The organism is Bacillus sp. AK128 (assembly GCF_053903075.1).
The window spans coordinates 1,579,321-1,605,340 of the sequence record NZ_CP096379.1 but is presented as its reverse complement, the minus strand read 5'-3'; the positions used below and the strand labels follow the sequence as shown (position 1 = coordinate 1,605,340).

The window sequence follows — 26,020 nt, the reverse complement described above, 5'->3', positions numbered from 1 at the left end:
AAAATCTACCTTATTCAAATGTAGCTTCATAATCATTAAATAAACGAAACACCATTATTCGTTCACCTGTTCGGGTACTTATGTCGGTGTAAAAGCTTTTCACTTTTTCTTCAGTAATACTAAAAATGATTTCTTTTAAATCCTCGACCCCAGATTCGACTAGGTCTGAACGAACCCTTTTAATCGATAAAGTGCCTTCTTTTGTTTCGCTTAACGTATATTCAGCAGGCGTTAAGATTCCTCGTAACGTGATAATAATCATATCCCGTAATATATCGGATTTTACAGCGACTGAACCCCGTCCAAGATAGTCTTTTTCCCATTGTGTTATGGCCTTACTAATTTCAGCTTCGACAAACCCTTTCGATTTCATAAGATCCCCCTTTAACAAAAAAACGGTATATCCCCTAACTACGTACTAGTTAGAAAATACACCGATGTATCCTTTTCCTCACTTCATATTAAATTAAATGCTTTTTCATCCAGTCAATATCATTATTAACGGTCTGCTAAAGCTTGTAAAATATGAAGCTTTGAAAATATCAGTCGGTTATTTAATTTATTTAACTTTACCTTTTATTCTAAAATTTGTCAACTTTTATGACTTGCTTATCTCAGTGTTTTATCTTTCTAGATATTCCTTATATATACTCGAAAAAAGAATATAATCAAGCCTATAGTGAGCTTGAGAGCGCTAAACAGTTTGGGAAAATCATTTTGCAAGTATCATCATAAATCCAGCAAAGAGGCCCTTACTTTCGTTAAGGCCTCTTTACCTGCTAATTTAATAAACCTGTCCCTTGTACTGTCATTTCAATATTTACATTAAACTTTATATCTGGGTACATTCGTTGCCAGTCCTCCCACTCATTTTCGTAAGAGTTTGAGGCCCGATATAACAAGCCTAAACCTATTGGATCAAGTTCTTCCTTTTGTAATTTTTGTAGAAGATTTTCTACTCTCTCTTTAACTTGTTTCTCTGCTAGCTTTGTTACCTTTGGAATATCTGATTTATCCATGTTATTCGTTGCTTCTTCAACAATTCCTTCTAGTTGAATATCAATGTCAACTCTTTCGTCATTAATTTTAATTCCAGTTTTGGATGAATCTATGGCAATAAACACCTCTTCACCCTCTCCTGACTTCACTTCTACATCTAGCTTTGACACTTTATTCATCAACATCCGTAGAGTTTTTGTCTCATGTGACGATATAGTTATTTTCAGTCTTTCCTTATTGAACAGAGCAGACTTTTCAACTTCAAACAATTCTCCCTTATCATGAACTTCAATTATTGGGAGTAAAGGGTCCAACCCTTTCTCTCTTAACCTCTTCCATAAATCGAATAAGTACTCTGTTACGATATATGGTGACTCTGTTCCTGTATCTGCAAATACTAAAAATAGCGAATTGGATGGTAATCTTTCTCCTTTAGATTGAACATTTAAAATTTCTTTTGCACTTGGATCTCCTACTGCAATATATGCAATTCCCTGGATGTCACGCCTACGTAGAAACCAGTCCATTACCTCTTTAATATTTTTTTCCGCAACCTTTTTACTAATGATAATGACTTTTGCATGACTGAAATCAAGTTCCTTATCAATTCTTGATTTCATCAATCTTACTGCCTCTGTAATCGTTCTGCTATCCTCTTCTAACAAGATGAATTTAGGTTCTCCAGCTTTAGGGTCTGCGGTAGGGATTGCGAGCTTAAGGGTTACTTTATATTTTTGTTCCTTTTTTTCTGACTCATCAACTCCGATACTCACAACAAAAAAGCGCTTATCTATGTCTTTATAGCCACAAGAACTAAGACTGAATAGAATCACAAATAAAATCATTAAGAGTATCCACTTCTTTATATAAAGCTTCACTTGGCTGCCCTCCTAGCCATAAAAAACATTAATGCAACCAGTAACCCTTCACTAGGGAAGCGAATATTCAGCCACATTGCACCAAATTCAAAAATATTGGCTTCTCTAAAGTTATTTTCTACAATATATACGATTAACCCAAAGCAGAAAAGAATCGACCACTCTAAAATTGTTCTTTGTTTATCTTTTATGTTTCCTGTTTTTAATACTTTTTTTAGAATTTCAAATGCAACATGCCAGTGAACAATCACACTTATAATTGAGAGACTTACATACATAAGTATAAATACTGTAATTAGACGTTCGATGGGGCCGAATTCAATTTTTAATGCATCGGCGGTTGACACCCACGGAAATGTCAGATCACCTACAGCTTCAGTTCCCCAGAAACCAATGGGAATAAAGAAAGTAATACATAAGTTCACAAAGCCCAAAATGGGGATAAACCACAATGTTCGAACCTTAATCTTATCCTTAAACACACGGTTAAACAGAACCATATTCGCATAGCCAGAGAAAGTATAGGTTGTTGCGGATAATACATCCCAGGAAGGGAGTTTTTTAAAATGAGTTCCTATCTCAATCATTGCATCGATTGTTAAATAATCATGTAAAAATGCTTGAGTTAGTATAAGGAGAAGAAAAGGGATATTTATTAACAGTAGGATTTCTACTGTGTATAGGATTTTTTCCGATTTTAATCTTGCAATGATAATTATAATGCTAATCGCGAAAATAGAAATCATGTTAAGTCCAGATATATCTGGATTAACGAATCGAATCGTTACATTATTAAAGGCTAATAACGTTAGAACTCCTGCCAAAAACCACATCATGGAAAAGAATAATAAGAACAATAGCCTAAACCATTTCGGTGTCTTCTCTAGTATCTCCGCAATATCCATTCCAGGAAATTTATTTAATGATACAGTAAATACAAAAAGAAAAATGGAGCCAATAATCGTCCCGATTAATATACCTAAAACAGTACCTTCATATCTGTTTTGAATTAATATGGTGGGTACATGTAGAAAAATATTACCTAACATATTGACTACTAAAAGATAGAAAAAGTACCTATTCAACTAGTTCGTGCCTCCCTTTTTCTCTCCTTAGCTAGATTTTTCTCCTTTGAATTTGATATAAAGAATACCTTTAAATAAGGCTCTCCAAAACTATCTAAATTTGTTAAATAAGCAATTAATAGAATGAAGCTAAATACAAGCCCTACCATCCCAAAGAATGTCGTAAAGGCAAGCAAGGCATATTTGACCACGCGCATTGCAAAGCTCATGGAGTTAATGGGTATAACAAAATTTGAAATAGCGACCGCTGCTACAATTATAATCATTACGTTAGAAACAAGACCCGCTTCAACAGCAGCCTGCCCTAGAATAAGCCCTCCAACCGTTGTTGCGGTAGAACCAATTGCTTTAGGAAGCCGGACACTCGCCTCTGTCAAAAGCTCCATCATAATCAACATTAAGAACACTTCTAAGTAGGCAGGATAAGGAACCCCCATTCTACTCCCTGCAATGCTTAAAGCGAGTTGAACTCTAAATAGTTCTGGGTTGTAAGCAGTAACACCTACATACACAGAAGGTAGTGCCAGGCTAATAAATAACCCTATATATCTTAGGGAAACAATAAACCGACTAATCCAAAACGACTGATATACATCTTCCATAGATGACATGAAGTCATAAAATACAGCAGGAACAATTAATGCAAAGGGGGTTCCATCAATTAGAAGCACTATTTTCCCTTGTGATAAATTATGAGCAATTCGGTCAGGTCTCTCGGTAATCATCATTGTCGGAAATAATGTCTTTTTTGCTTTTGTTAGATGTTTAGATAACTCACCCGCTGCTTGAATCATATCAACATTAACTTTGGTTAGAGATTGCCGTACCTTCTCTAAAACCGCTGTGTGAACAAGCTTTTCATCGTAAACAATCATCGTTTTAGTTTGTGAAACCCTTCCAACCTTAGTCTCTTCCACTCGGAGTGAGGGTTGTGGATAGCGGTTACGAACTAAATTTATATTTGTATATACATGCTCAGTAAGTGCGCTTTGTGGTCCTTGAATGACAGTCTCAACCCTAGAGTCACTAACCGCATTAGTGATTACCTTTTGTACATCAAATAGGTATATCTCCTTCTCCAACAGCATTACGAGTGTACCTTGTAAAACCTCTATTAAAATATCTTCATTTGAATTAGTATCTTTTTTGTTATGAAGAGAGTGAAGGTAGTTTTTATACTGCTGTGAACTTTCTTCGTAAAATGGATCTATAAACAAATTATTAATCTGTTGATCATCACACAAGCTTTTAATATAGAAAATTTCTGCTTTATTATGTTCAGCTTGTAACGTTTGGCTAACTATATCCTTAGAAGATCCTAATTGGACTTTAAGCCAATCAATGGTAGTCTGTTTTTTCTTAAAGAACATAAAAGAACAAGTCCCTTCTTTTGCATCTTTTCTTAGCTTGTTCTTTCATGCATGGAATATACTGCTAATGATGGTCTTTCTAACTATTTGCCACAAAATAAAAATGCTTTGCGTGTGTGCAAAGCATTTTGTGTTATATATGTTTATTAACCTGTCATCTCATTATCTTCATTTTGTATAATCACATACACATTCAACAAACGATCTAACTCTTGACTACATCTGATCGTCTCTTCAGCACGGAGTCCCTTAGCAATCCCTATTCTAATCATCTCTTCTCTTTTCACTTGTATTGCCTCAACTAACTTCTCTTGTCTCATAGGGGTAACTCCTTACTATTTAGAGATTCATGGGCATTAATAACTAGCTTGAAATAAAAATTATTATAGCATTATTTGACTTTAATAGAATGGTTTCGCTAAAACTAGCCAAAATAAGACAAGAATAGACTCAAGAAAAAGGTTGGTATTATGCACATCATCTTAGCGCTTTTTGTGATATTTGCAGTTTGGAAATGGGGAGATTGGCGTAACTGGCAAAAGTACCATACCGTTATGCTTTATTTCGCAGTAGGAAATTTAACATATAATTTTTTAACTGCCGGTCACTTCCTATGGAGATTAGACGCTGACTTTATGCCCAACCATACAACAACCGAAATGCTTTATACCTTTATAATCTTTCCTGGTTCTGCACTCTTGTTTATTTGTAATTACCCTGAAGACAAAGGAAAGCGTAAAATTTTTCTTCATTATCTCTATTGGGTTTTTATTTATGGTGGGATTGAGTGGATCATGACAAAAACAGGCTATATTGAATATCAATATGGATGGACTTTAGCGTGGTCCATTGGATTTGATATGTTAATGTTTCCGATGCTAAGACTTTATTACAAACGACCTTTGTTAGCTTATATTTTATCAATTCCAATTGCCTTTTTCTTCCTATGGTATTTTAAGATTCCAGTTGACGTACCAATTGAAGATCGTAACTAATGTTTTAGAAAGGGGTATGAAAATGTCCATATATGAGGATGCTCTAAGAGCCGTGCATCATGCGGAGGAAGCCGTCTATCATGCACAAGCTTCAACAGATATAGGAGATCGCCAGAAGTCGATCATACATATACAGGTAGCTAAGGAAAAGCTTCATCTTGCCCAGAATGAAATAAGGGATTCTGAAGAAAAACAGCACCGCCTTCATCAGGCACAGGAGCATCTCCGACATTTGGAGGAAGCGCATCAATCATTAGAAGATTAAATGAAAATTCAACAGAAAAGCAGAACATATTTTGTCCTGCTTTTTTATTAGCTCATTTTCTTAACTCTCTTTTCAATTTCTTTTCTCCAAGCCACCGCTAGCTCCTCTATGTCGAGGAGTTTTTTCATGCCTTCTAAATTATCTCTGTCGTGAAAGTAGATTTCATTTGAGTACAGAACCGAAACAGAATTTGGATTTCGATTGATTAGAGTAATCGTTGAATCTTTTTCTATCCAGCCTTCTTTTTTTACACGGGCTAAATAACCGGTATAGCCAGTTTCGACAAGTCTCCCTAGGAGGGATTTTTCATCATTGTACTTAGACAAGGTATTGCAAGGTATTCTCGATTGAGAGATTTCAATAATAGTCTCTCCAATTTGATACACATCTCCAATATGAACGACATCCTCAGATAATCCTGAAACCGTAATATTTTCGCCGAATCCTGGTACCGTCAAATCCTTCCCAAAATCATCTTTCCATTTATCGTAATGTTCAAAGCAATAAAATAAAACAGCACGATCTGGCCCGCCATGATTTTTTTGCTGAACTCCATCATCTTCAAACCCTAATTTTGATAGATACACTCTATCGACGCTATGTTTCCCAACACCTGAGATGTATTCCTTGTTTGAATAATGAAGGGTCTCAGGTTTACCTATATTCAATGATTTAATCTTAAATTCAGACATGTTTATTCTCCCTTTTATAGAATCTAAATAATTATGTAGTACAACCTCTATGTTTTGAATAGAAATGGTACAAGGCTATTTAAAAATTATACAACAACATTGGCAGGAGTGATGAAGAAGTGAGTGTGTTTTTTAGTTATATATTATTAGGCTTATCCTTGGCAGCACCAATTGGCCCCATAAATGCTGCTCAACTTGATAGAGGAATCAAAAGCGGCTTCTTCCATGCCTGGATTATTGGGTTAGGATCTGTTGCAGCTGACATTGTTTATATGTGTGCGGTTTACTTAGGGATGGTCCATTTTATTGAAATTCCAATTGTAAAAGCATTTTTATGGTTATTTGGCTTTTTTGTGTTAGTTTACACAGGAATTGAAAGTATTATTAGTGCTGTTCAACTAAAGGCAGATGGGCGTGGTGACCATCATGATTCCTATATAAAGACATTTATAACCGGATTTTTTATGTCTATATCGAACCCACTCACTATTCTTTTTTGGCTTGGAATTTACGGCTCTATTCTTGCGAAAACATCTGCAACACTTGAAACAGATCAACTTATGCTTTATAGTTTTGCCATCATTCTAGGATTACTTGTATGGGATTTTACAATGGCTGCAGTTGCTAGTAGCTTTAGAAAGCTGTTAACCCCTCAGTTATTACGATCTATTTCAATCATCTCAGGTCTCTCATTAGTTGGTTTTGGAGCTTACTTTGGTCTTCAAGCCATGCATCTTCTTTTTTAAGCTTTGGCTGTGTTAAACCTTGGTGTTGATTTTCGTTACAGGACACTCGCTTTCCGCGGGGCGTGCGGTGAGGGGTATTTTCACTATCATGAAAAACCTACCTCCTCGGATTTGCCTGCGGGGTCTCTCCAAGGACAAAGCGAATTCCTTTGTCCATATGTCACGTTGCTCCCGAGAAAAAGCTCTTTCCTTTTTCCTTGCAGGAGTCTCGCATCCTTCCACTACAATCAACCTGCATGAAAATCAACAATGTACTTTAACAGACCCTAAGTTTTAGGACCTTATCAATTAAATATTTTAAGACCAAAAAAAAAGGAAAATCTCATATGAGACTTTCCTTTTTTTGATTAAGCACCTGTTTTTCTACGTTGATTATTCGGCTTTTTCGTATGTTGGCTCTTCATTTTGGGTGCTGAATTACCTGCACCGTTATTTCCAGCCTTTCCACTATCATTGTTTTGCTTCTTATTAGCAAGCTGCTGCTTAATCGCATCCTGCAGGCTAATTTTTTTCTTTTCTGTCATATTTTTCATACTCCTTTTAAGGCGTAAAAGTTTATTTGATTTTCTATTATTCCTTCAGTGTATAATAATATAGAAACTATAAACTGTAAAGGTGATAAAAAATGTTTACCATTGAAGAATTTACTGTTGAAAAGCTAAAAGACCCAACTGGGTTATTATCCGGAGACATTTATGAGTTCAAGTTATTTTTATCTGTTGATGAAGATGATGAGCTTTATCTAGACAACGGAGTGTATGTTCGAGCTATTTTTAAGGTTGAAGATGGTGTTAAGAAGGTATCTCAAGCATCCTTCCATGAGCAGCTAACTGATCGTTATTTAGATTTTGAACTTGAGGAGGACGAACAGACTTTGGTCTCCCAATTTTGTGAGACCAATCTTCCAACCGAATAGTTAAGTGAGAAGGAATGTCTTCTATCTGTTCTATCTGTTCTAGTAATTCTTTTGCTACATACTATTTATCAACATTAAAAGAGAGAGCTAAACTTAAATGTGGCTCTCTCTTTTTAACTTACTTTTTTTAGTAAATGGTATACAGCTCTCGAGCTCTTTTCAGATCTTTTATGGTGAATGAGAACGATTAATCTAAATAGAACTCCAATTGTAGTTGTTCTTTTATAAGCAATATATCTTGGCTCCCAGTGGGTAGCAAACTTCGCTTTGAAATCCTTTAAGCCCTTAAACTTATAGAAAGATTCTCCATGTTCATACATAAAATTAGCTGTCCATTCGTAAAGCGTTCGCGGATTACGATTGGCACAGACATTTGATAATGGAGCCATACCTAGACTGCAATAATGATATCCTTGATCTTTTCCCCAAAAGAAAACCGATGTAAATAAATAGTCCATTACCCCATTAGGACTATCTGGTAGATATCTCATCAGGTCTATATGGATAGTCGTTTCTCCGTTTTGGTCGTGACTAGGTAATGTTGCAAAGGCAACAACTTGACCCTCTTTGTTTAATAATAAGGCAATTGGAAACCTGGAGATATATTCAGAGTCAAAATAACTAACTGAAAATCCCTTTTCCGTCCGATTACCCAACCAAGCGTCGGAAACGAGCTTAACTTCATTCATTAGACTACTTGAGTGTGGAGGAGAGACAACTTTTACGATAAAGCCCTCACGCTCAAGTTTATTTCTAGGAGTTCTTAATCTTGTTTTTTTCTTTCCTTCAAGATTAAAGTCAGGTAAATATACCTTTGCCTCTTCCCCAATTTTGATAACCTTATAATGAAGTTGTTCGTACATTTCTTTATAATTCGAAGAAATTTGGTAGAAAATCGGTTGCTTCGTGAAGCTTGATTTACTTATTACCTGAAGCTCGTTGACGGCCTCTTTAAATTTTGTTTGGTCTCCTATTGGATCACCTAGTACAACAATTCGACCTGCCTTTTTCTGAAAACTAAAATAAACAGAGCGATTGGCTGCATAATACCCATATTTATCGTTTAAGAACATTAAATGTGATAAGAAATGACCACCATGGTTAGTCATAAAGCTAAATAATTCGCTTAAACAGGAATTTTCTAAAATTGTCTCACTCGATCTCATCTTATAGGATAAATAAAATAGAATAAGTCCAATAATCGTTACCAAACTAAATAATATAAATACAATAGTAATCATGATGTCCTCCTGCAAAAAAGAATTACTCATACAAGATACCATAGTTTTTTGCAATTGAGGATAGTTTATTTACTTGGAAAAATTGTTAATTGTGAACATTAGATGAAGATGTAAATACCCTCCAATTTGGAGGGTATTTATCTTTCACCATCTTAACGTCATGGAAAGCTTACAACAATCTGCACCTGGAACTTTTTCCTTAAATTTAAATGTAATTCCATCAGGGTTAAAGCTCGTTTTAACATCGGATGATATACCTGTTGATTCAATTAATTTTTCAACCTTACTCGTATTAGAATGTTGGGCAGCTGACATCACCTCATAAGCAAAATCTTTATGTTCAGCTAATTCATTTAATACAGTCGAGGCATCTTTTAGCATTTGTTTAAATGTTACGGCTGACTCTTTAAACATCGTTGTGTCTACCTCAGGGAACTCCCGGATAATCTCTTGCTTAAATGGTTGTCCACCAAAGTATCGATAATCTCTAAAACTTGACATGTTGTCCCTCCTTTAAAATCCTCCCTATCAATGTATGTGGGTGGGCTTGGAATATGGACCGATATATTAGATTTTTTGTTTCATTGGATGAGTCAAAAGAACAGGAATATAATTTTTTAATAAACGGACAATAAGAATGGAGGTGATAAAATGACTGACAAGAAAGATTTACCTGATTTTGATTCATTGTCTGACCGAATGATTGCAAAGCCAACGGAGCAACCAATTTTTGCAATTAAGACTAATCTCGATCCACAAAGCCCTGAAGAAGAAAACCCTTATTACAGTGAAAACATTACAGAAAAAGACAGACAAAAGTTAGACGAATATTTCGGGAATTCATAATGGAGTTGACATACTATGGATACAACACTTGCCTATTTACGTGAGATCCTATCAAATTACACAGATGATTATGAGATATCTAAGACTATATATGGAAAACTAAAAGAAACAGCTGAGCAGGGTGAGCTATCATTTGTCAGAGCTCTTGACCAAGAAGAAGCACATTTTTTGAATAAGATCTTACCGGATGAAATTCAATATGCATTAGAAGAGCTAGATTATACAAGACTAGAAGAGCTAAATCATGTTTATGAACTTTTAATTTAATACTCCACCTCAGGGTGGTTTTTTTATTGTTACAAGTTAATACTTGTTCCTTAGTGTCCCTTCTTGTCTCTATTCTAAAGTTCTTACAACCATTGCCTGTACATATACTTGATTAGACAGCCTACGAGAGGGATGGTTGGTTTTGTTAGAAAGAATCATTGCTGTGACAATTGGAAGCATTTTAATTGGTTTGGGTGTAAACGGCTTTATTATACCTCACCATCTTATGGAAGGTGGAATGATTGGAGTTGGCCTGATTGCCAATTATAAGTGGGGATTTGAAACAGGTCTAACTATCATCATTTTGAGTATCCCAATTTATTTATTTACGTATATTTTTAACCGTGAATACTTTTTTACAAGTATCCATGGTCTCCTTCTTTCGTCTTTTTTTATTGATTTATTAAAACCCCTTCGAACAGGCTTCGACTTATCTATATTTACCAGTGCCATTATTGGAGGTTCATTGATTGGGATTGGAATCGGTTTAATGCTCCGATATCGGACAAGTACAGGTGGTCTTGATTTACTAGCTCAATTTATATCGAAAGTAACTCCTATTAATGTTGGTATCATTATTTTCGTCTTTGACATTTCCATTATTTTGACAGGAAGTCAAATGATTGAAGCCACTTCCCTTCTATATTCCACTCTGGCCGTGTGCTTTGTTGGTCTTTTTACTACTTATTGCACGTATTCGTATGCAAAGATCTAAATACTCTAGAACTGATACCACGAATAAATATATACAAAGAGGCTGGGACAAAACTTTTTCACCAGTCTCAAAGCCGAATAATCTCTAAATTAGTCTGTCGATTAAATATATACTGTTTTCGGTTTCTTTCATACTTATTAATCAGTTAACTGGAAAAACAGGGTTGTTCCATTGCGCTTCAGGCACTCGCTTTCCGCGGGGCGGGCGGTGAGCCTCCTCGGCTTCGCCTGCGGGGTCTCACCTGTCCCGCTACTCCCGCTGGAGTCGAGTGCCTTCCGCTCCATTCCACTAGGTTATAAAATAGTATGCAAAACCAACAAATTAATTGAAGGTAAAAAATAAAGACCCGAACTAGTAGTTGAAAGATACATCAAAATCTCGCCTAATAGTTCGGGTTTATCACTGGCTGAGATACTTATGTCCCAGCCTCCTTGTAGCTATTAATATTGTCTTCTATCACCAACATTTCCGCATATTGATACGCACTCCTATTTTAAAATATTCGACGTTTCATGTGGGCACGTTAATACTGGGAGGTGTTGAAATGAATAAGAAACCTACATTTTCAACGAAACAGTTTAGTGATACAAATGTTGAAGAAGTAAAGAGACAAAATGCTAATTCAGGGCTCTCCTATAACGAAGTATTTGCTTTACTTGGTAAACGCTACCTTGAGCGTCAAAATGACAAATAGATTAGACTGAAACGGAAGGCCCTTTTAGTGCCTTCTCTTTTCTTTTGTTCTTAAACTCAATATATACAACGATTAAAAATGAACATGCACCAATCCATCTTATAAATGATGAAAATGTCATCGCAAACTGAATTCCATAAAGTTCTAAAAGCCATACACCTACCTGGGGTGCAATACAGCCCATTAGGGCAATTAAAAAATTATAATTGGCTAAAAAGGCTGTGCGATTTTCCTCTGGAGACACTTTTAATAGTTGATTAAACAACAGCATCACTGTACCGGCAACAAATGCCCCTGCCCAAAGGTTGGTTAAGGTTAAGTAGTAGAGATTTGTTGATAAAATCGTTAAAAATGGAGCGGTCCCAATACCAACAGATGCAATAAAGAGCATCATTGTATTTCCATATCGATCTGAAAGTCTTCCCCACCATTTATAACTAATAATTTGGGAGACCTGATTCGCAACGGTAAAAACACTAATCCAAAAGGCCGTCGCATGAGCATCATTGATTTGATAGATATTGAAAAGAGGCCAGGCCATTTGCCAACCAAAATTAAAAATAATCGCACAAATTAGAAAATATAAATAAGGCTTATGCTTAAATATTCCTGATATCATGTTCCAGCTTAAGCTGTTTTCTTTTTTACTTACCCTCTTTACCTCAATATGACGAATTAAATAATAAACCTCAATAATTCCAAATAAAAAACCGATTAAAAATATCCACTGATAAGGAATTGGATCCGTTTTATCAAAGATATTCAATAATGCTCCTGTTATGAATGTAGTAATCATCCCGACAATCGTTAAAATCTGACTTCTTTCACTAAAGAATCTTCCCCTACGTTCATCTGGTATTAAATCACCTATAAAGGATTGCCAGGACAACGTCGCTAATGCATTAGGGAAATTTAGTAATCCAATGAACACGACCAAAATCCAAGCTTGATTTGTATAAGGAATAAACGGGATTAGACTGATTAAAAATAGTCCAAATCTTGCAGCAAAAATACTGTAGCCTGTAAATGCCTTCTTTAGCTCTAATTTACTAACCCAAATAGCTCCAGGAATCATCGCAAGCATAGTCATAAACGAAGGCATGGAGCTTATTAGTCCTACCTGAAAATTGGAGGCACCGAGAACTTGAATGGCAAACAAAGGAATAAAACTAGTCATAAAGCTTTGAGCAATAATTGAAGCTGCACCATTCCATATACTTAACCGTTCATTCTTTTTGATGATGTCCATTGAATATTTCATGGATTTGTTCCTCTTCCTTTTAAAATTTTTCGCGTCTCGAAATAGTTCTAAAAGGAGTTTACTCCTGAAGCTAATAACTTGCAAGATAAATTTTTAACAGCCTATAGTAGTCTGCTTTCCTTGGTCGATCTTGACCCCAGATATAAAAAAATGAGTAGTTTTCCACTACTCATCTTAAACCTTAGGCTTAAAAAAGGACCCTACCTGTTTAAATACTCCGTTCAGTTGATTGACAGTGTTGACCATTTGGCCCGCAGTATCCATCATCTTGTTGACGTCATATCCGCCTTCTTTTGTTTTAAATTGATTTAAAATAGAAGTAAATCCCCCAGCCTGTGTTTGTGGGTTCTTATTGTTCCCTTGGTTTGGATAAGGCATCTGAAAAGGTGCCGTCCCTTGTTGGTTCATGTAATTCGGATAATTCATGTAGTTCGCATAGGGGTTGCTTTGGTTATTGTACATATTCTGTGAATTTTTGTATTGATTTGGCTGGTTAGATTGGACTTGTTGGCTTGGTTGAAATTGCTGATTTTGATGGCTCTGCTGAATTGGTTGAAATTGTTGGTTTTGCTGGTTCTGTTGGCTCTGTTGAAATTGTTGATTTTGCTGAAAACCTTGATAGGGATAAACAGGTTGATTATGCATATATGGGTTTCTAACCATTCTCCTTTTTTGTTTCATTCCAAACATCAGAATGTCTCCTCCTTAGGTAAATGTCTTGTTTTTAGTAGTTTATGTAAGGAGGAATATAATGTGTGAATAATGACCAAGCATTAATTTCCTAACAAAAAAATGTAACTTATTGTCGGAAAACTAAATATTTAAATAAAGATAAAAGCAACTTGTTCCATGTTACGATAGTACCAACTTAAATGGAGGTGGCTTGAATGAACTTAAAGGAACTTCGTAATTTGTATATAGCTGTTAATAAAAAGGAACCCGTAGACAACTTAGAGCTTCTCCAATTCGCCAAGCGATCCTACGTTAGAGGAGATCTTACCATCATTGAGTATCGAGATATAATAAAAGAGCTAGAACAAAGTGACGTAAGAGAACAAGTACAACCGTCTACATGACAAAAGTTACCTTAGTGATTTCACCCTTAATTATGCACATTAATAATGTAACTATATAAGAGGGAGTGACTACTATGGGAAGAGGTAAATCATTTAACCATAAAACTAAAGGGCATGACCGTGAAATTCCTGTTCGTGGTGAAGAAGTAGAAGCTAAGGATACCGAGCATGTTGAATATGAAATTGAAACCGTTGCTACAGCAGAGCGTCCAGCTGTCTCTGTTCAAGTAACAAAAGATAGTGATTTATAAGAATGAAAAAAGAGCCAATCGGCTCTTTTTTACATGGTAAGTTTTTGGATGATTGAGTCTAACGTATATTGATTGGATCGGATTAACTCCTTGAACCGCTTCATACTGGTTTTAGGGAAAAAGGCTTGCACAGAAACGGTTGTAATATTTTCCTTCAAATTGTCAACTTGTTGCTGATAAAAATATTTTGGCTTTTCTTTTTTAATCCATGGAAGTACAAAACTTTCCCACTCCTCTAAACAATCCCTTACCTTATCTGCAAATGGCTTCACCGTCATGAAAAAGTCCTCAGCCTCACCTGTTTGCTTCACTCGTTCGAAAATTTCTTCTAGTTCTTGATTATATTGTTGTAACTGTAATGTCAATCTTACTAATTCTTTATATTCCATTCATCCTCACCTATTTTAAGACAGTCGTTACTTTTCATCATACCTTTATTAAAAGGGGTGTACAACTTCTATCTACTGAATACAACCTTAAGAGGCATGGCTCGTTCAAACTTTTTCTTAGTCATTCCGCCCTCTAGCCTAACTAATTGCTCATTCACAAAAAGAATTTTTTCCTGCTGCGCAAGCTTAATCTGATTAATCTCAATTTCCGTCTGGGACTCCACTGTTTTTTCCATTTGATCAATCTTACCTAACACTTCATCAAAAGCATGCTCAATTACGTTCATTGACACCATTTTATTCAACGTGAATCCCTCCAAATTAATTATTTTCAACTATATTCCATACGATTTTTATTTCCCCTTCACACCTGACAAAACTAGTGTTCATTCGGCAATAAAAGTAGGAATTCACTTCAACTTTCAACATATCGACAAGGCCTATAAAACTTGGAATGAAAAATGTCGCGTTGTGAAAACTAAGTTAAGAGGAGGTGCTGTTAAGATGGCAGGAAAAAAAGAAAATAAGGCAAAGCCAGGCAAGGGTCTTGAAGAAACACAAGCTGGCTATGGAGATAAAAAAATAGAAGGCCCAAATCGACCTTCTGTGTAAAGCTTTACAAGCAAGGAGCATATCCTTGCTTTTTATTTTTTGTTTTTGGGGAAATGGTAACATGAAAGTTTACTTTGTTAAAAAGTTCATGATTAGAGAATCCACATAGATGCCAGAGTGAAGCTGTTCCTGTTTATGTTTATACCAGTCATTGATTTCTATTTTTTTTAAGGGCTCATCATAGGGCTCCATCCATTTAAGCAACTTTTTTTCAGAAGCGTACCAGCCCTTAAAATCCTGACGGTGATGCTCAATCACCGGGAATACAGATCGTAAAAGGGGAGTATCATTATCCTTCCCTTGATAAACAAATTGCTCATAATCATGCCGAGAGCCTGTATGAGGGACTGATTTAGAAAATTCGAAAATCTGGTCATAGTATGATGGGTGAAATAGAATAGCTGCAAGTCTCTTTCCTAACTTAATTCTAGAATCAATTTTCCGGAAATCGTGAACAGAGCTACCGTATAAATTACCTTTGCGTGACGGGAACAATACGACACTAAAATGGAGCCAGTCCTGAAGTAAAAATAGCCATGTTTTAAACACTTGATTTTTATAAACAGGATGTTCAATAACAGGTCTTTGAATCAGATTTTGTTCATTTATAATGAGTGATCGCAAAAGGTTCTGTTGATGTCCATATTTCATAAACTGTTCCCACGCTTTTTGCATAAAAGGTGAAATATAAAAACAAGGAAGCAGATATGAAAGGTCCTTCTTAAGATCTTTTGATAATTCGTATAAATATAGTTGTGGATAAGCATCTGAAAAAATTAACCAATTTGCTCGCTCATACGTTAAAAACAACCTTTGTCTCAATTCACTAGATAGAACCTTCGGAAACCATTTGCCTTTTAAATCACACATATTCCAACCGGCATTACGAGACACCATGCTAGCAAGAAAAGCCCATTTCACTTCTGGGTTTCTTTCATAAAAGTGACCATATGCATTAGTCCTGCTAATATTATCTGTGTTTAGAAGATCTACTACATTCTTTACTTGATGGACTATTTCTCTTTCTTCTTTAGAAAAAGTAAAGGTTTTCACCACGAATTCTCACCTCACTATCCTTATCCTTTACAATACTACCGAAACAAATGATGATGAATTGTCACAACATTTATGGTCTAATTTTTGGTATGATACTAAGTAGGCTTGATTTGGTACATAACGTGAACAAATTTAATGTAACTTCTTAGTTTTTACATTCGTCTATTAAGTGTTCCCTGCATTTGGAGGAGATTATTATGTCAATTCGATATCCTAACGGAAAAGCTTATCAAGCTACTACCATTCAAAAGAAAACACCCGCTGAGAAGAAATTTTCATTTAGTAATCGTGGAATGACCCTCGAAGAAGATCTAAATGAAACGAATACTTATTATCTAGAAAGGCAAATTGCAGTCATTCATAAAAAACCGACACCCGTTCAAATTGTTAAGGTCGATTATCCAAGCAGAAGTGCTGCAGTTATAAAGGAAGCATATTTTAAGCAAGCATCTACCACAGACTATAACGGAATTTATAAGGGTAGGTATATTGACTTTGAAGCAAAGGAAACTAAGAACAATACTTCCTTTCCACTTCAGAATTTTCATCAGCATCAAATCGACCATATGAAACAGATATTAGATCAAGGTGGAATTTGCTTTGTCATTTTAAGGTTCAGTGCTACAGATGAAATCTATTTACTTGAAGCCAAACATTTATTAACCTTTTGGACACGACAATTAAAGGGCGGAAGAAAGTCAATGACAAAGTCGGAAATTGAAGAATTCGCTTATCTAATACCAATTGGTTACCAGCCACGTATTCCGTATATATCAGTGGTTGAACAGATTTACTTCAAGTAATTATTTAGTGTTTATTAGTTGAAAGGCAGGAATGATCATGGCAGAAAACAAGTCAAGAGCAGAACTTAAACAAGCCAAAAAGAAAACAAAGAAAAAACCTGGTTCTGCTGGCTCTATATTTAAAAAAGTAATCATTGCATTCTTTATACTTGGTATTGTAGGAATGATTGCTGGTGGCATCACTTTCTTTGCACTTGTAAAGGATGCCCCGCCCATTGATGAAGCATTATTAAAGGACCCAGTATCCTCTAAACTGCTGGATAAAGACGGTAATAAATTTGCCGAAATTGGGATTGAAAAAAGGACTCATGTCCAATATCAAAATATTCCCAAGCTCATGGAAAATGCCATTTTAGCCGTAGAGGATATTCGGTTTTATGAACATAATGGTGTAGATTTACGCCGATTAGTCGGCGCTGTCATTGCAAACTTCCAGGAAGGGTTCGGTGCGGAAGGAGCTAGTACGATTACTCAACAAGTCATTAAACTCTCCTTCTTAACACCTGAAAAAACGATTGAACGTAAAGTACAAGAACAATGGCTTGCAGTAAGATTGGAGCAAAAATATTCAAAAGAACAAATCTTTGAAATGTATGCAAATAAGATATATCTTTCAAGTATTCCTTCATATGGTCAAGTATATGGGGTTGCATCAGCAGCCGAAGCTTATTATGGAAAAACTTTAGATGAATTAGAGATTCATGAAGCAGCGATGATTGCCGGGATGCCGCAAAGTCCTAACAACTACAACCCATTTGATCATCCAGAGGCTGCCGAAAAGCGTCGTAATATCGTCTTAACACTAATGGCAAAGCACGGTTTTATTACAGAGGCGGAAGCGGAAGAAGCGAAGGCTATTCCGGTTAATAGTACATTGGTTCAGGGTCAAAAAGATCCACAACCTTATGATGCTTTTATCGATCAGGTATTAAAGGAAGTTTCAGCCTTAGGTGAAATTGATGTATCTTCTGTAGGTCTAGAAATTCATACTACTTTAGATCCTGCTGCACAGACCTATGTTGAGCAGGCACTTAATACGAATGAGGTTATTGAATATCCTAATGAGGAATTCCAGGCAGGTATTGCATTAATAAATACACAAACTGGTGAAATCCAAGCAATAGGTGGAGGTAGAAACTCAGAAGTAGCAAGAGGCTTTAATTATGCTACTGCGATTAACCGTCAACCAGGTTCTACTATTAAGCCAGTTATGGATTATGGGCCTGCAATTGAACACTTACAATGGTCCACTTACCATCAAATTGTTGATGAGCCATACAAGTATTCAGACGGTTCTTCTATTAAAAACTATGACAGTAATTACAAAGGTCAAATGTCTATTCGTCAAGCTTTGGCAGACTCAAGAAATATTCCCGCTTTAAAAACATTCCAAGAGGTTGGTGCTGAACGAGCTGGTGAATTTGCCTCTAGCTTAGGTATTAGAGTTGGAGACGTATTTGAATCCCATTCTATTGGTGGATTTAATGGTGTTTCCCCTCTAGAACTTGCTGGTGCATTTAGTGCATTTGGAAATAAGGGAATATATAACAAGCCACATGCTGTAACAAAAGTGGTATATATGGATGGCACGGAGGCTGATTTAAAGCCAAAGTCTGTAACGGCCATGAAGGAATCTACCGCATTTATGGTTACAGACATGATGAGGTCGGTTGTTACCTCTGGTACGGGAACAGCTGCAAATATTTCAGGATTACCTGTCGTGGGGAAAACAGGAACCACTAACTTCCCTGCTGACGTAAAAGAGAAGTATAACATTAAAAGTGGTGGCGTTAATGATATTTGGTTTGCTGGTTATACACCGTTATATACAGCAGCCGTTTGGACTGGATATGATACTCCTGAAAAAGGCTATATTTCAGGGAATGAAACTCAAATTGCAAAGAAGTTGTTTAAAGAAGTCATCCAGAAGGTGTCTGAGGGTAAAGAGACAGGTGATTTCGTAAAACCTAATAGCGTGGTTCAGGTTGCTGTTGAGAAAGGCACGAACCCACCTAAACTTCCAAGTGAGTTTACGCCTGATGACCAAATTGTAAAAGAATATTTTATTAAGGGAACTGAACCAACAGAAGTCTCAGAAACATATAATAAACTTGATTCTCCAAGTGGCCTAACTGCAGCTTATAGCGATGAGACTAATGAGATTACGCTAAGATGGAATTATCCAGAAGAGAAACGTGAAGGGGTAGTATTTGATGTACAATACTCAGTTGATGAAGGTCCATTTGAGTTACTAGAAACAGTAAAAGAACTTGGACTTATTGTACAAAATCCAATACCAGAAGCCCTTTATAAATTTAGAGTGGTTGCCTACCGAGAAGCAGATCCTGAGAATCAAAGTGACCCTGTTGAAACGGAAATCATCATCCCTGCTTTGATAATTGAGGATGAGATTGATTTAATACCGGGCGAAGATGATGAGGAAACAGATCCAAATCCTGATGAATCTGATGAAGAACAGAATGAAGGTGACACAGGAAATACTGGTGATGGCACCGGTAATGATAACGGAACTGGTTCTGGTTCTGGTTCTGGTTCTGGTTCTGGAACTGGTTCTGGAACTGGTTCTGGTAATAATGGAAATAACTAAAAAAACAGCTCAAGACTAGGGTCTTGGGCTGTTTTTTTGTTTGATAATTGAGAGCTGAAATTGTTTATTAAGTTCTTCGAAAAGTTCAGTTAGCTGTAAGAAAGAATGATAATGATCTGGATTATTTATAATATATTCTAATCTCTCGGCTCCATTTACTGGTTGAGTCTTATAGCGGTTACATTCTTCTTTCCAGTGAACTAACGATTCCAATGGATAATTATTTGTCCAGGCAAGTGCAAGAAGATAGTATGCAATGCTTTGAATCATTAAGGGTTTGGCCTCTTCTCGTTGACGAAGATTAAATAACTCTCTTACTTTACTACTATGGTCACCCCACTGCCTGATGACCTCGTCAACGGCCCTTTTCCTGTCTTCCCAAGGCTTATACGAATCCATTTTAAGATGATATAAAATATCATATACAAAGGGAAACTTTATTAACTCAGTTATAGAAAGTCTCTTGTTCTCTAAGGGAACTTCTATCGTATTTTCTGAATCTGAAAAAAAGAGAGGATGGAGAAAGACTGGAGGAACGTTAACGTACACCTGCTCCACCACTCTTTCTACCACCCTTCATACGTTTTTGTCCTTCTCTACAAACTTCAAGTAATGGGCATTCTCCACACTGAGGGTTTTGAGCCTTACAATGGTAACGACCGAAAAAGATCATACGATGATGGGTAACAGACCACTCATCCTCCGGTACTTTTTTCATTAACGTTTTTTCTACCTCAAGGACAGAGTCCTTCCATCGACAAAATGCTAAACGTTTACTCACTCGTTCAACATGAGTGTCAACTGCGATTGCAGGAATATCATAGGCCACAGATACGACGACATTAGCAGTCTTTCGTCCAACACCCGGCAGCTTTGTTAATTCATCTCGGTCCTTTGGTACAATTCCACCGTACTCGTCAATTAGTAACTGCGATAGTTTTCGAATATTTTTTGCCTTGTTTCGGAATAGCCCAATAGACCTAATATCGTTTTGCAATTCTTCCTCTGTTACAGCAAGATAATCCTCTGGTGTTTTATATTTTTTAAATAAATTCTTTGTTACTTTATTTACTAAAGCATCGGTACATTGAGCCGATAAACTAACGGCGATCACAAGTTCAAACGGATTCTCATGATTTAGCTCACAGTGAGCATCTGGAAACATCTCACCCATTTGATCTAAACAAAACCTTATTTGTTGTTTATTAAGCATAATTCTTCATTCCTTTTTGAGTCTTGTCCTATCTATTTGACCTAGGTTTGTCTTAATCTTGACTGTTGATGCTGTCTAACCTTTTGTCCATGTTGTGTTGCTTTTTCAATTGAAGTAATTCCATTGCGTTTCCATTCAAATAAGATTCTATCGATATATCGGAAGTTCATTTTTCCTGATAATACAGCTTCACGTAATGCTGCCTTTATTAATAATGGATCATGGTTTTCTTGATCCAACCAAATGGACAAGGTTTCTATTTCAATAGGAGATAATGGACGACCGAATTCACTTTCAAAAAGTGAATATAGTTTAGATTCTAAGCTCCGTCTAGTCTCTGTGTCCTCTTCTTTTGATTCCTGTAAAAAGAACATCAGCATCTTTTCCCAAAGAGGTTGTAATGAATATCTTTCCCCTCGTACCCCATCACTCTCATTGTCTTCAATTTTTATAAAGCCTTTTTGTGAAAGCTTCCTTAATAAGTCTGCACAATGATTAACCGATAAGGTCATTTTACTAGCAATTTCGTCTGGGGTTGGGAACGTATTCCCACCTTCAATATAAGAATGGACATGTAAAAGCAACATAAACTCACTTTCATTTAGGCCCAATTTCGCATAGTTATTTATTAAGAGCTTCGGGATAGCTAGACTTCCCTGCTCGTACCATTCAATCATTTTTTCTTTTTTCAATCCAACACCCCATTTAATCAGAACATCTCCACTAAGTATATCATGAACGACTCCTCTAACATGATAGAAAAACTTGGCTAAGAAAAAGTCGTCTAGAGCCATTTGGTTTGCTGTGACAAGAGTCGCCCAAAAGAGTATACTCTACAGATTGGATCAAATGTGATAGCTATATAATGCCTTTTAAAAAGGGAACCTGCTATGGTACGTCTATAACAAATGTGTAGGAAATGGTTCCGTTTTTCCATTCTGCTAGTACTTCATAGATATACTTACCCTTAGTGGAAGGAGTCATTATTTGAAAATCATCTTGTTCAATTTCTTTTCCTCTTCCTTTTTCATCCCATAAATAAACTTTGATATTTGGATCTTCTTCAACCTTTATTTCGATTTTTTGATTCGGATTTACCTTAATCGATTCTAAATGGTCTGCCATTTGATACGGAGATGCATGGTCTGTCTGGATCACTTCAGTCTCTATACCTTTTTTTCTTTCCCACTCAAAACTCCCTGCCTCCATTTCATGCTCGATTCCATTACTAATGATTACTCCGGTCATAGATGGAGGAAATTCATTTTCTACTTGTTTATTCTCATTCATTAAAGCGTTTGAACAACCAGTAACTGTCAATAAAAGCATAAAGAACATCCCACCTAAAAATCTCCTTAATCTCATAAGATCACCCCTTTTGATAAATTGACGGGTTTACTCTATTCAAAGTTTCATTTTTTGTGTAAAGCTCTGTTAAAGTAGAGTGTTGATTTTTAGCAGAGTTGATTGTAGTGGAAGGACGCGAGACTCCTGCGGGAGAAGCGTGTTGAGAGAGACCCCACAGGCGCAGAGCGCCGAGGAGGCTCCCGAGACCGCCCGCGGAAAGCGAGTGTCCTGCAACGAAAATCAACAACAAAGTTTAACACAGCCTTGTGTACAAAAAGAGCCTCCTATATTGGGAGGCTCTTACTTATTAAGGATATAAACGGTTTAGTAATCTTGGGAACGGGATTGTTTCACGAACGTGATCAGCTCCACTAATCCAAGCTACCGTTCTTTCTAGACCAAGACCAAAACCTGAATGTGGTACTGAACCATATTGGCGAAGTTCTAAATACCATTTATATGCTCCATCAAGAAGTCCATGTTCTTCCAGTCTTTGCTTTAGAAGATCAAAGTCATGAAGTCGTTCAGATCCACCGATAATCTCTCCATACCCTTCTGGAGCAATTAAATCTGCACATAGTACAACATCTTCACGAGTAGGGTGCGGCTGCATATAAAACGGCTTTAGGGAAGTTGGATAATGTGTGATAAATACTGGCTTTTCATAGCTTTCAGCTATAGCCGTCTCATGCGGAGCACCAAAATCATCTCCCCACTCAATATCTGTAAAGCCTTTGCTCTTTAAGAACTCAATTGCATCATCATACGAAATTCTTGGGAAAGGCGCTGTGATTTTCTCTAGCTTTGTCACATCTCTTTCTAATACACCAAGTTCTAACTTACAGTTTTCTAGCACAGATTGGACGATGAATGAAACATATTCCTCCTGTACTTTTAAGCTATCCTCAAACTCATAAAATGCCATTTCTGGCTCAATCATCCAAAACTCAATTAAATGACGTCTCGTTTTTGATTTTTCTGCTCTAAATGTCGGTCCGAATGAGAAAACCTTCCCTAACGCCATTGCTGCAGCTTCCATATAGAGTTGTCCACTTTGTGAAAGATAAGCATCCTCATCAAAATATTTTGTTTGGAATAACTCAGTTGTTCCTTCAGGAGCACTTCCAGTTAATATAGGTGGATCAACTTTAACAAATCCATTGCTATTAAAGAAGTCATACGTTGCACGAATTACTTCATTTCTAATTTTCATAATAGCATGCTGCTTTTTAGAACGTAACCATAAATGACGATGATCCATTAAAAATTCTACACCATGTTCTTTTGGCGTAATCGGGTACTCGGATGATTCTTGAATTACTTCAATGTTGTGAACTCCTAACTCATATCCAAACGGAGAGCGTTCGTCAACACGAATTTCGCCAGTAACATAAAGTGAGCTTTCTTGAGTAATTGCTTTAGCTGCTTCAAACACCTTTTCTTCTACTTCACTTTTTACAACGACACCTTGCATGAATCCTGTTCCGTCACGTAGTTGTAAGAAGGCAATCTTACCGCTCGAGCGTTTGTTCGAAAGCCATGCTCCTATTGTAACTACTTGTCCTACATATTTTCCTACTTCAGCTATTGTTGTTTTCAATTTATTTCCTCCTAAAGCTATGTACCATATAAAATTATGTATTATAGTCCATTATAGTATAGTTTAAAGGCTGTTCACAACCGGTTGTGAAACTAGCCTCTAAAAAAGAAGAGGGCTAACCAATTAGCCCTTAACTCTCTCTGTCATAAAGCTGTGCATACGTTCTACTGCTTTTTCAAGTTGATCAAGTGAGGTTGCATAGGAAAGTCGAATATTATCGTCTGCTCCAAAACCAGAACCTGGAACAACGGCTACTTTTTTATCCTCTAATAGTCCTGCTACCCAATCATCAACAGAAGCATAACCACTTAACTTTGCAGCTTCCGATACATTCGGGAATAAATAGAAGGCACCTTGTGGTTTGATACAAGTGAAACCAGGAATTTGGATAAGCTTTTCATAAATAATAGTTAAGCGTTCTTCAAAAGCCTCTCTCATCATGGAAACCGTTTCCTGAGATCCCTGATAAGCCGCAATAGTAGCATATTGAGCAATTGAGGTTGGGTTTGATGTACTATGACTAGCAAGGTTTGTCATGGCATTAATAATGTCTTTGTTACCCGCTGCATAGCCAATTCTCCAGCCTGTCATTGAGTGGGATTTAGAAACACCGTTAATGATGATAGTATTATCTTTTAATTTTGGCGAAAGCTGAGCAATTGATACATGGGTGTGATTCCCGTATACCAACTTTTCATAAATCTCATCTGAAATAATTAAAATATTATGTTCAAGACAAGCCTCACCAAGCTCTTTTAGCTCTTCGGGAGTATAAATCATTCCCGTTGGATTACTAGGTGAATTTATAACAATTGCTTTCGTACGATTCGTCGCAGCATCTTTAATTTGTTGAGGTGTGATTTTAAAAGAATTTGATTCAAGGCCTTCAATATAAACCGGCGTACCTTCTGCTAATTTTACCTGCTCTGGGTAACTTACCCAATATGGAGTTGGGATGATCACCTCATCACCAGGATTAAGAATGACCTGAAACAGCGTGTATAGTGCATGCTTTGCACCAGAACAAACGATGATCTCAGAAGGGTGGTATGATAATTGTTGATCTTGTTCAAATTTCTTTATGATTGCTTGCTTTAAAGAAGCTAAGCCACCTGTAGGTGTGTATTTTGTATGACCCTCATTCATTGCTGTTACTGCAGCATTGATAATATGCTCTGGCGTATTAAAATCTGGCTCTCCTGCACCCAAACCAATTACATCATGGCCTTGAGCCTTTAGTTCCTGTGCTTTAGCTGTTATTGCTAAAGTAGAAGAAGGTGTAAGTGCTGCAACTCTTTTTGCTAATTCCATATAAACTTCCCCCTAAAGTGTATACCTTTTTATAAATTCTCCATCCTCAAACGTAACATAATAATAAGTGTATCGATTATTTTGGTCTAAATAGATGATTTCCCAAATCGGTACATTTTGCTCAATTCCTAAATTAACTGATTGGATACTAGATGGATTACGTTCCTCCGTAAGAAGGTTAACAGCCTCTTCTGCACTAATTCCATTCTTAGGATCAATGATAATAACTTCACCTTTTTCATCTGTAGGAACGCAAAAAATTTGAGTTTTTTCACCAATTCTTCCATATATTATGGTGTAGGATTGGTTTCCGTTATAAAAAGTTATGTCGGTAATCTCAAGATCTGGTTCTTGTTCTTTGGCAACATTTATTGCTTGATCCCCCTGCTCTGTACGATAGAGGTTTGCAGTTCTATATGTATCTATACTTGTCCAAATTACAATGATGAAAATGACAATTAATAAGGCGATCCATTTCTTCATCTTAATACCTTACGTTCTGTAAATGGTAAACACTGCAGTTTCTTGGTCTTCTTGGTCCAGTGCTAATCCGAACATTAAATCTTGGTGTTTTAACGTTCGATTTAAACTATCGACAATCTTATATAAGTCAGGAGTATTTTTGATTCGTACAGTTTGTAAAATTTCTATTTTGCTTTCCATTTTATTTCCTCCGATAATCACAAATTTTGCATGTTATAGATCAGCTCTTAGAAGGCAACAATACTATTACAACAAGTAAGCATTGTTGCTACCACTATTATAACAGTTTACATCAGAAGTA

At 36.4% G+C, this 26,020-nt stretch carries 34 protein-coding genes; 12 read left to right on the top strand and 22 right to left on the bottom strand.

What is annotated here, in order from left to right:
- Positions 1-10: 10 nt before the first annotated feature.
- From M1D60_RS07865 to M1D60_RS07845, 5 genes are all read right to left on the bottom strand, one after another.
- The gene (locus M1D60_RS07865; RefSeq protein ID WP_456278609.1) at positions 11-373 is read right to left on the bottom strand and encodes a DUF2294 domain-containing protein; all 363 of its coding nucleotides are present in this window, start codon (positions 371-373) and stop codon (positions 11-13) included.
- A 406-nt stretch (positions 374-779) separates the two neighbouring features.
- On the bottom strand, positions 780-1,877 hold the full coding sequence (locus M1D60_RS07860) for a Ger(x)C family spore germination protein (protein ID WP_456278608.1): 1,098 nt from the start codon (positions 1,875-1,877) through the stop codon (positions 780-782).
- Complete coding sequence (locus M1D60_RS07855; RefSeq protein ID WP_456278607.1) at positions 1,874-2,962, bottom strand: GerAB/ArcD/ProY family transporter; 1,089 nt, start codon at positions 2,960-2,962, stop codon at positions 1,874-1,876. Before M1D60_RS07855 ends, M1D60_RS07860 begins: the two co-directional genes overlap by 4 nt.
- Positions 2,959-4,332 (bottom strand): spore germination protein, encoded by a 1,374-nt coding sequence (locus M1D60_RS07850; protein ID WP_456278606.1) that lies wholly within the window; start codon positions 4,330-4,332, stop codon positions 2,959-2,961. Before M1D60_RS07850 ends, M1D60_RS07855 begins: the two co-directional genes overlap by 4 nt.
- Positions 4,333-4,478: 146 nt before the next feature.
- On the bottom strand, positions 4,479-4,652 hold the full coding sequence (locus tag M1D60_RS07845) for a Spo0E family sporulation regulatory protein-aspartic acid phosphatase (RefSeq protein WP_456278605.1): 174 nt from the start codon (positions 4,650-4,652) through the stop codon (positions 4,479-4,481).
- Between the two features lie 150 nt (positions 4,653-4,802).
- Between M1D60_RS07845 and M1D60_RS07840 the strand changes: the two genes are divergently transcribed.
- Positions 4,803-5,327, top strand: a complete 525-nt coding sequence (locus M1D60_RS07840; RefSeq protein ID WP_456278604.1) for a CBO0543 family protein — start codon at positions 4,803-4,805, stop codon at positions 5,325-5,327.
- Between the two features lie 22 nt (positions 5,328-5,349).
- Complete coding sequence (locus M1D60_RS07835) at positions 5,350-5,592, top strand: hypothetical protein (RefSeq protein ID WP_456278603.1); 243 nt, start codon at positions 5,350-5,352, stop codon at positions 5,590-5,592.
- A 47-nt stretch (positions 5,593-5,639) separates the two neighbouring features.
- Here M1D60_RS07835 and M1D60_RS07830 read toward each other — a convergent pair whose 3' ends face one another.
- Positions 5,640-6,284, bottom strand: a complete 645-nt coding sequence (locus M1D60_RS07830; protein ID WP_456278602.1) for an MOSC domain-containing protein — start codon at positions 6,282-6,284, stop codon at positions 5,640-5,642.
- 119 nt (positions 6,285-6,403) lie between these two features.
- Between M1D60_RS07830 and M1D60_RS07825 the strand changes: the two genes are divergently transcribed.
- On the top strand, positions 6,404-7,030 hold the full coding sequence (locus M1D60_RS07825; RefSeq protein WP_456278601.1) for a LysE family transporter: 627 nt from the start codon (positions 6,404-6,406) through the stop codon (positions 7,028-7,030).
- Between the two features lie 347 nt (positions 7,031-7,377).
- Here M1D60_RS07825 and M1D60_RS07820 read toward each other — a convergent pair whose 3' ends face one another.
- A complete protein-coding gene (locus M1D60_RS07820; protein WP_456278600.1) occupies positions 7,378-7,554 on the bottom strand; it encodes a hypothetical protein in 177 nt (58 codons plus the stop codon).
- 101 nt (positions 7,555-7,655) lie between these two features.
- On the opposite strand from M1D60_RS07820, the gene M1D60_RS07815 reads away from it, so the two are divergent.
- Positions 7,656-7,946, top strand: a complete 291-nt coding sequence (locus M1D60_RS07815) for a DUF6509 family protein (protein ID WP_456278599.1) — start codon at positions 7,656-7,658, stop codon at positions 7,944-7,946.
- Between the two features lie 113 nt (positions 7,947-8,059).
- Here the strand turns inward: M1D60_RS07815 and M1D60_RS07810 are convergent, their stop codons facing one another.
- Positions 8,060-9,187, bottom strand: coding sequence for a phosphatidylglycerol lysyltransferase domain-containing protein (locus tag M1D60_RS07810; RefSeq protein ID WP_456278598.1), 1,128 nt, complete (start codon positions 9,185-9,187; stop codon positions 8,060-8,062).
- Positions 9,188-9,331: 144 nt separating this feature from the next.
- The gene (locus M1D60_RS07805; RefSeq protein ID WP_456278597.1) at positions 9,332-9,688 is read right to left on the bottom strand and encodes a hypothetical protein; all 357 of its coding nucleotides are present in this window, start codon (positions 9,686-9,688) and stop codon (positions 9,332-9,334) included.
- Positions 9,689-9,838: 150 nt separating this feature from the next.
- Between M1D60_RS07805 and M1D60_RS07800 the strand changes: the two genes are divergently transcribed.
- The 4 genes from M1D60_RS07800 (at position 9,839) to M1D60_RS07785 (ending at position 11,709) form a co-directional block, all read left to right on the top strand.
- Positions 9,839-10,033, top strand: coding sequence for a hypothetical protein (locus M1D60_RS07800; RefSeq protein ID WP_456278596.1), 195 nt, complete (start codon positions 9,839-9,841; stop codon positions 10,031-10,033).
- A 15-nt stretch (positions 10,034-10,048) separates the two neighbouring features.
- The gene (locus M1D60_RS07795; protein WP_456278595.1) at positions 10,049-10,300 is read left to right on the top strand and encodes a sigma-G-dependent sporulation-specific acid-soluble spore protein CsgA; all 252 of its coding nucleotides are present in this window, start codon (positions 10,049-10,051) and stop codon (positions 10,298-10,300) included.
- A gap of 142 nt (positions 10,301-10,442) precedes the next feature.
- Entirely contained in the window at positions 10,443-11,015 is a 573-nt protein-coding gene (locus tag M1D60_RS07790) for a YitT family protein (RefSeq protein ID WP_456278594.1), read from the top strand.
- Positions 11,016-11,559: 544 nt separating this feature from the next.
- On the top strand, positions 11,560-11,709 hold the full coding sequence (locus M1D60_RS07785) for a hypothetical protein (protein ID WP_456278593.1): 150 nt from the start codon (positions 11,560-11,562) through the stop codon (positions 11,707-11,709).
- Between the two features lies 1 nt (position 11,710).
- Here M1D60_RS07785 and M1D60_RS07780 read toward each other — a convergent pair whose 3' ends face one another.
- Together M1D60_RS07780 and M1D60_RS07775 are read right to left on the bottom strand one after the other, a co-directional pair.
- Complete coding sequence (locus tag M1D60_RS07780; protein WP_456278592.1) at positions 11,711-12,970, bottom strand: MFS transporter; 1,260 nt, start codon at positions 12,968-12,970, stop codon at positions 11,711-11,713.
- Between the two features lie 174 nt (positions 12,971-13,144).
- Positions 13,145-13,660 (bottom strand): YppG family protein, encoded by a 516-nt coding sequence (locus M1D60_RS07775; protein ID WP_456278591.1) that lies wholly within the window; start codon positions 13,658-13,660, stop codon positions 13,145-13,147.
- Positions 13,661-13,857: 197 nt separating this feature from the next.
- On the opposite strand from M1D60_RS07775, the gene yppF reads away from it, so the two are divergent.
- A complete protein-coding gene (yppF, locus tag M1D60_RS07770; protein WP_456278590.1) occupies positions 13,858-14,046 on the top strand; it encodes a YppF family protein in 189 nt (62 codons plus the stop codon).
- Positions 14,047-14,120: 74 nt separating this feature from the next.
- Positions 14,121-14,297: a hypothetical protein gene (locus M1D60_RS07765; RefSeq protein ID WP_456278589.1), complete on the top strand. Its 177-nt coding sequence runs from the start codon at positions 14,121-14,123 to the stop codon at positions 14,295-14,297.
- A 29-nt stretch (positions 14,298-14,326) separates the two neighbouring features.
- On the opposite strand, the gene M1D60_RS07760 is transcribed toward M1D60_RS07765, so the two are convergent.
- The 3 genes from M1D60_RS07760 to M1D60_RS07750 form a co-directional block, all read right to left on the bottom strand.
- A complete protein-coding gene (locus M1D60_RS07760) occupies positions 14,327-14,686 on the bottom strand; it encodes a YppE family protein (protein ID WP_456278588.1) in 360 nt (119 codons plus the stop codon).
- 68 nt (positions 14,687-14,754) lie between these two features.
- Positions 14,755-14,991: a hypothetical protein gene (locus M1D60_RS07755; protein WP_456278587.1), complete on the bottom strand. Its 237-nt coding sequence runs from the start codon at positions 14,989-14,991 to the stop codon at positions 14,755-14,757.
- 376 nt (positions 14,992-15,367) lie between these two features.
- Complete coding sequence (locus M1D60_RS07750; protein WP_456278586.1) at positions 15,368-16,351, bottom strand: DUF2515 family protein; 984 nt, start codon at positions 16,349-16,351, stop codon at positions 15,368-15,370.
- 200 nt (positions 16,352-16,551) lie between these two features.
- Here M1D60_RS07750 and recU point away from each other — a divergent pair, with 200 nt between their 5' ends.
- Positions 16,552-17,157 (top strand): Holliday junction resolvase RecU, encoded by a 606-nt coding sequence (gene recU / locus M1D60_RS07745; RefSeq protein ID WP_456278585.1) that lies wholly within the window; start codon positions 16,552-16,554, stop codon positions 17,155-17,157.
- A 37-nt stretch (positions 17,158-17,194) separates the two neighbouring features.
- A complete protein-coding gene (locus M1D60_RS07740; protein ID WP_456278584.1) occupies positions 17,195-19,765 on the top strand; it encodes a PBP1A family penicillin-binding protein in 2,571 nt (856 codons plus the stop codon).
- Between the two features lie 15 nt (positions 19,766-19,780).
- Here M1D60_RS07740 and M1D60_RS07735 read toward each other — a convergent pair whose 3' ends face one another.
- The 8 genes from M1D60_RS07735 to M1D60_RS07700 all read right to left on the bottom strand — a co-directional run bounded on the left by M1D60_RS07735 (position 19,781) and on the right by M1D60_RS07700 (position 25,899).
- Positions 19,781-20,326 (bottom strand): YpoC family protein, encoded by a 546-nt coding sequence (locus M1D60_RS07735; RefSeq protein ID WP_456278583.1) that lies wholly within the window; start codon positions 20,324-20,326, stop codon positions 19,781-19,783.
- The gene (nth, locus tag M1D60_RS07730) at positions 20,304-20,978 is read right to left on the bottom strand and encodes an endonuclease III (protein WP_456278582.1); all 675 of its coding nucleotides are present in this window, start codon (positions 20,976-20,978) and stop codon (positions 20,304-20,306) included. The genes M1D60_RS07735 and nth overlap by 23 nt, the downstream gene beginning before the upstream one ends.
- A 41-nt stretch (positions 20,979-21,019) precedes the next feature.
- The gene (locus M1D60_RS07725) at positions 21,020-21,670 is read right to left on the bottom strand and encodes a DnaD domain protein (RefSeq protein WP_456278581.1); all 651 of its coding nucleotides are present in this window, start codon (positions 21,668-21,670) and stop codon (positions 21,020-21,022) included.
- 196 nt (positions 21,671-21,866) lie between these two features.
- Complete coding sequence (locus M1D60_RS07720) at positions 21,867-22,343, bottom strand: hypothetical protein (RefSeq protein WP_456278580.1); 477 nt, start codon at positions 22,341-22,343, stop codon at positions 21,867-21,869.
- A gap of 289 nt (positions 22,344-22,632) precedes the next feature.
- Positions 22,633-23,925: an asparagine--tRNA ligase gene (gene asnS / locus M1D60_RS07715; RefSeq protein ID WP_456278579.1), complete on the bottom strand. Its 1,293-nt coding sequence runs from the start codon at positions 23,923-23,925 to the stop codon at positions 22,633-22,635.
- Between the two features lie 123 nt (positions 23,926-24,048).
- Positions 24,049-25,236: a pyridoxal phosphate-dependent aminotransferase gene (locus tag M1D60_RS07710; protein WP_456278578.1), complete on the bottom strand. Its 1,188-nt coding sequence runs from the start codon at positions 25,234-25,236 to the stop codon at positions 24,049-24,051.
- Positions 25,237-25,248: 12 nt separating this feature from the next.
- The gene (locus M1D60_RS07705) at positions 25,249-25,719 is read right to left on the bottom strand and encodes a PepSY domain-containing protein (RefSeq protein ID WP_456278577.1); all 471 of its coding nucleotides are present in this window, start codon (positions 25,717-25,719) and stop codon (positions 25,249-25,251) included.
- Between the two features lie 9 nt (positions 25,720-25,728).
- A complete protein-coding gene (locus tag M1D60_RS07700) occupies positions 25,729-25,899 on the bottom strand; it encodes a YpmA family protein (RefSeq protein ID WP_456278576.1) in 171 nt (56 codons plus the stop codon).
- Positions 25,900-26,020 lie beyond the last annotated feature (121 nt).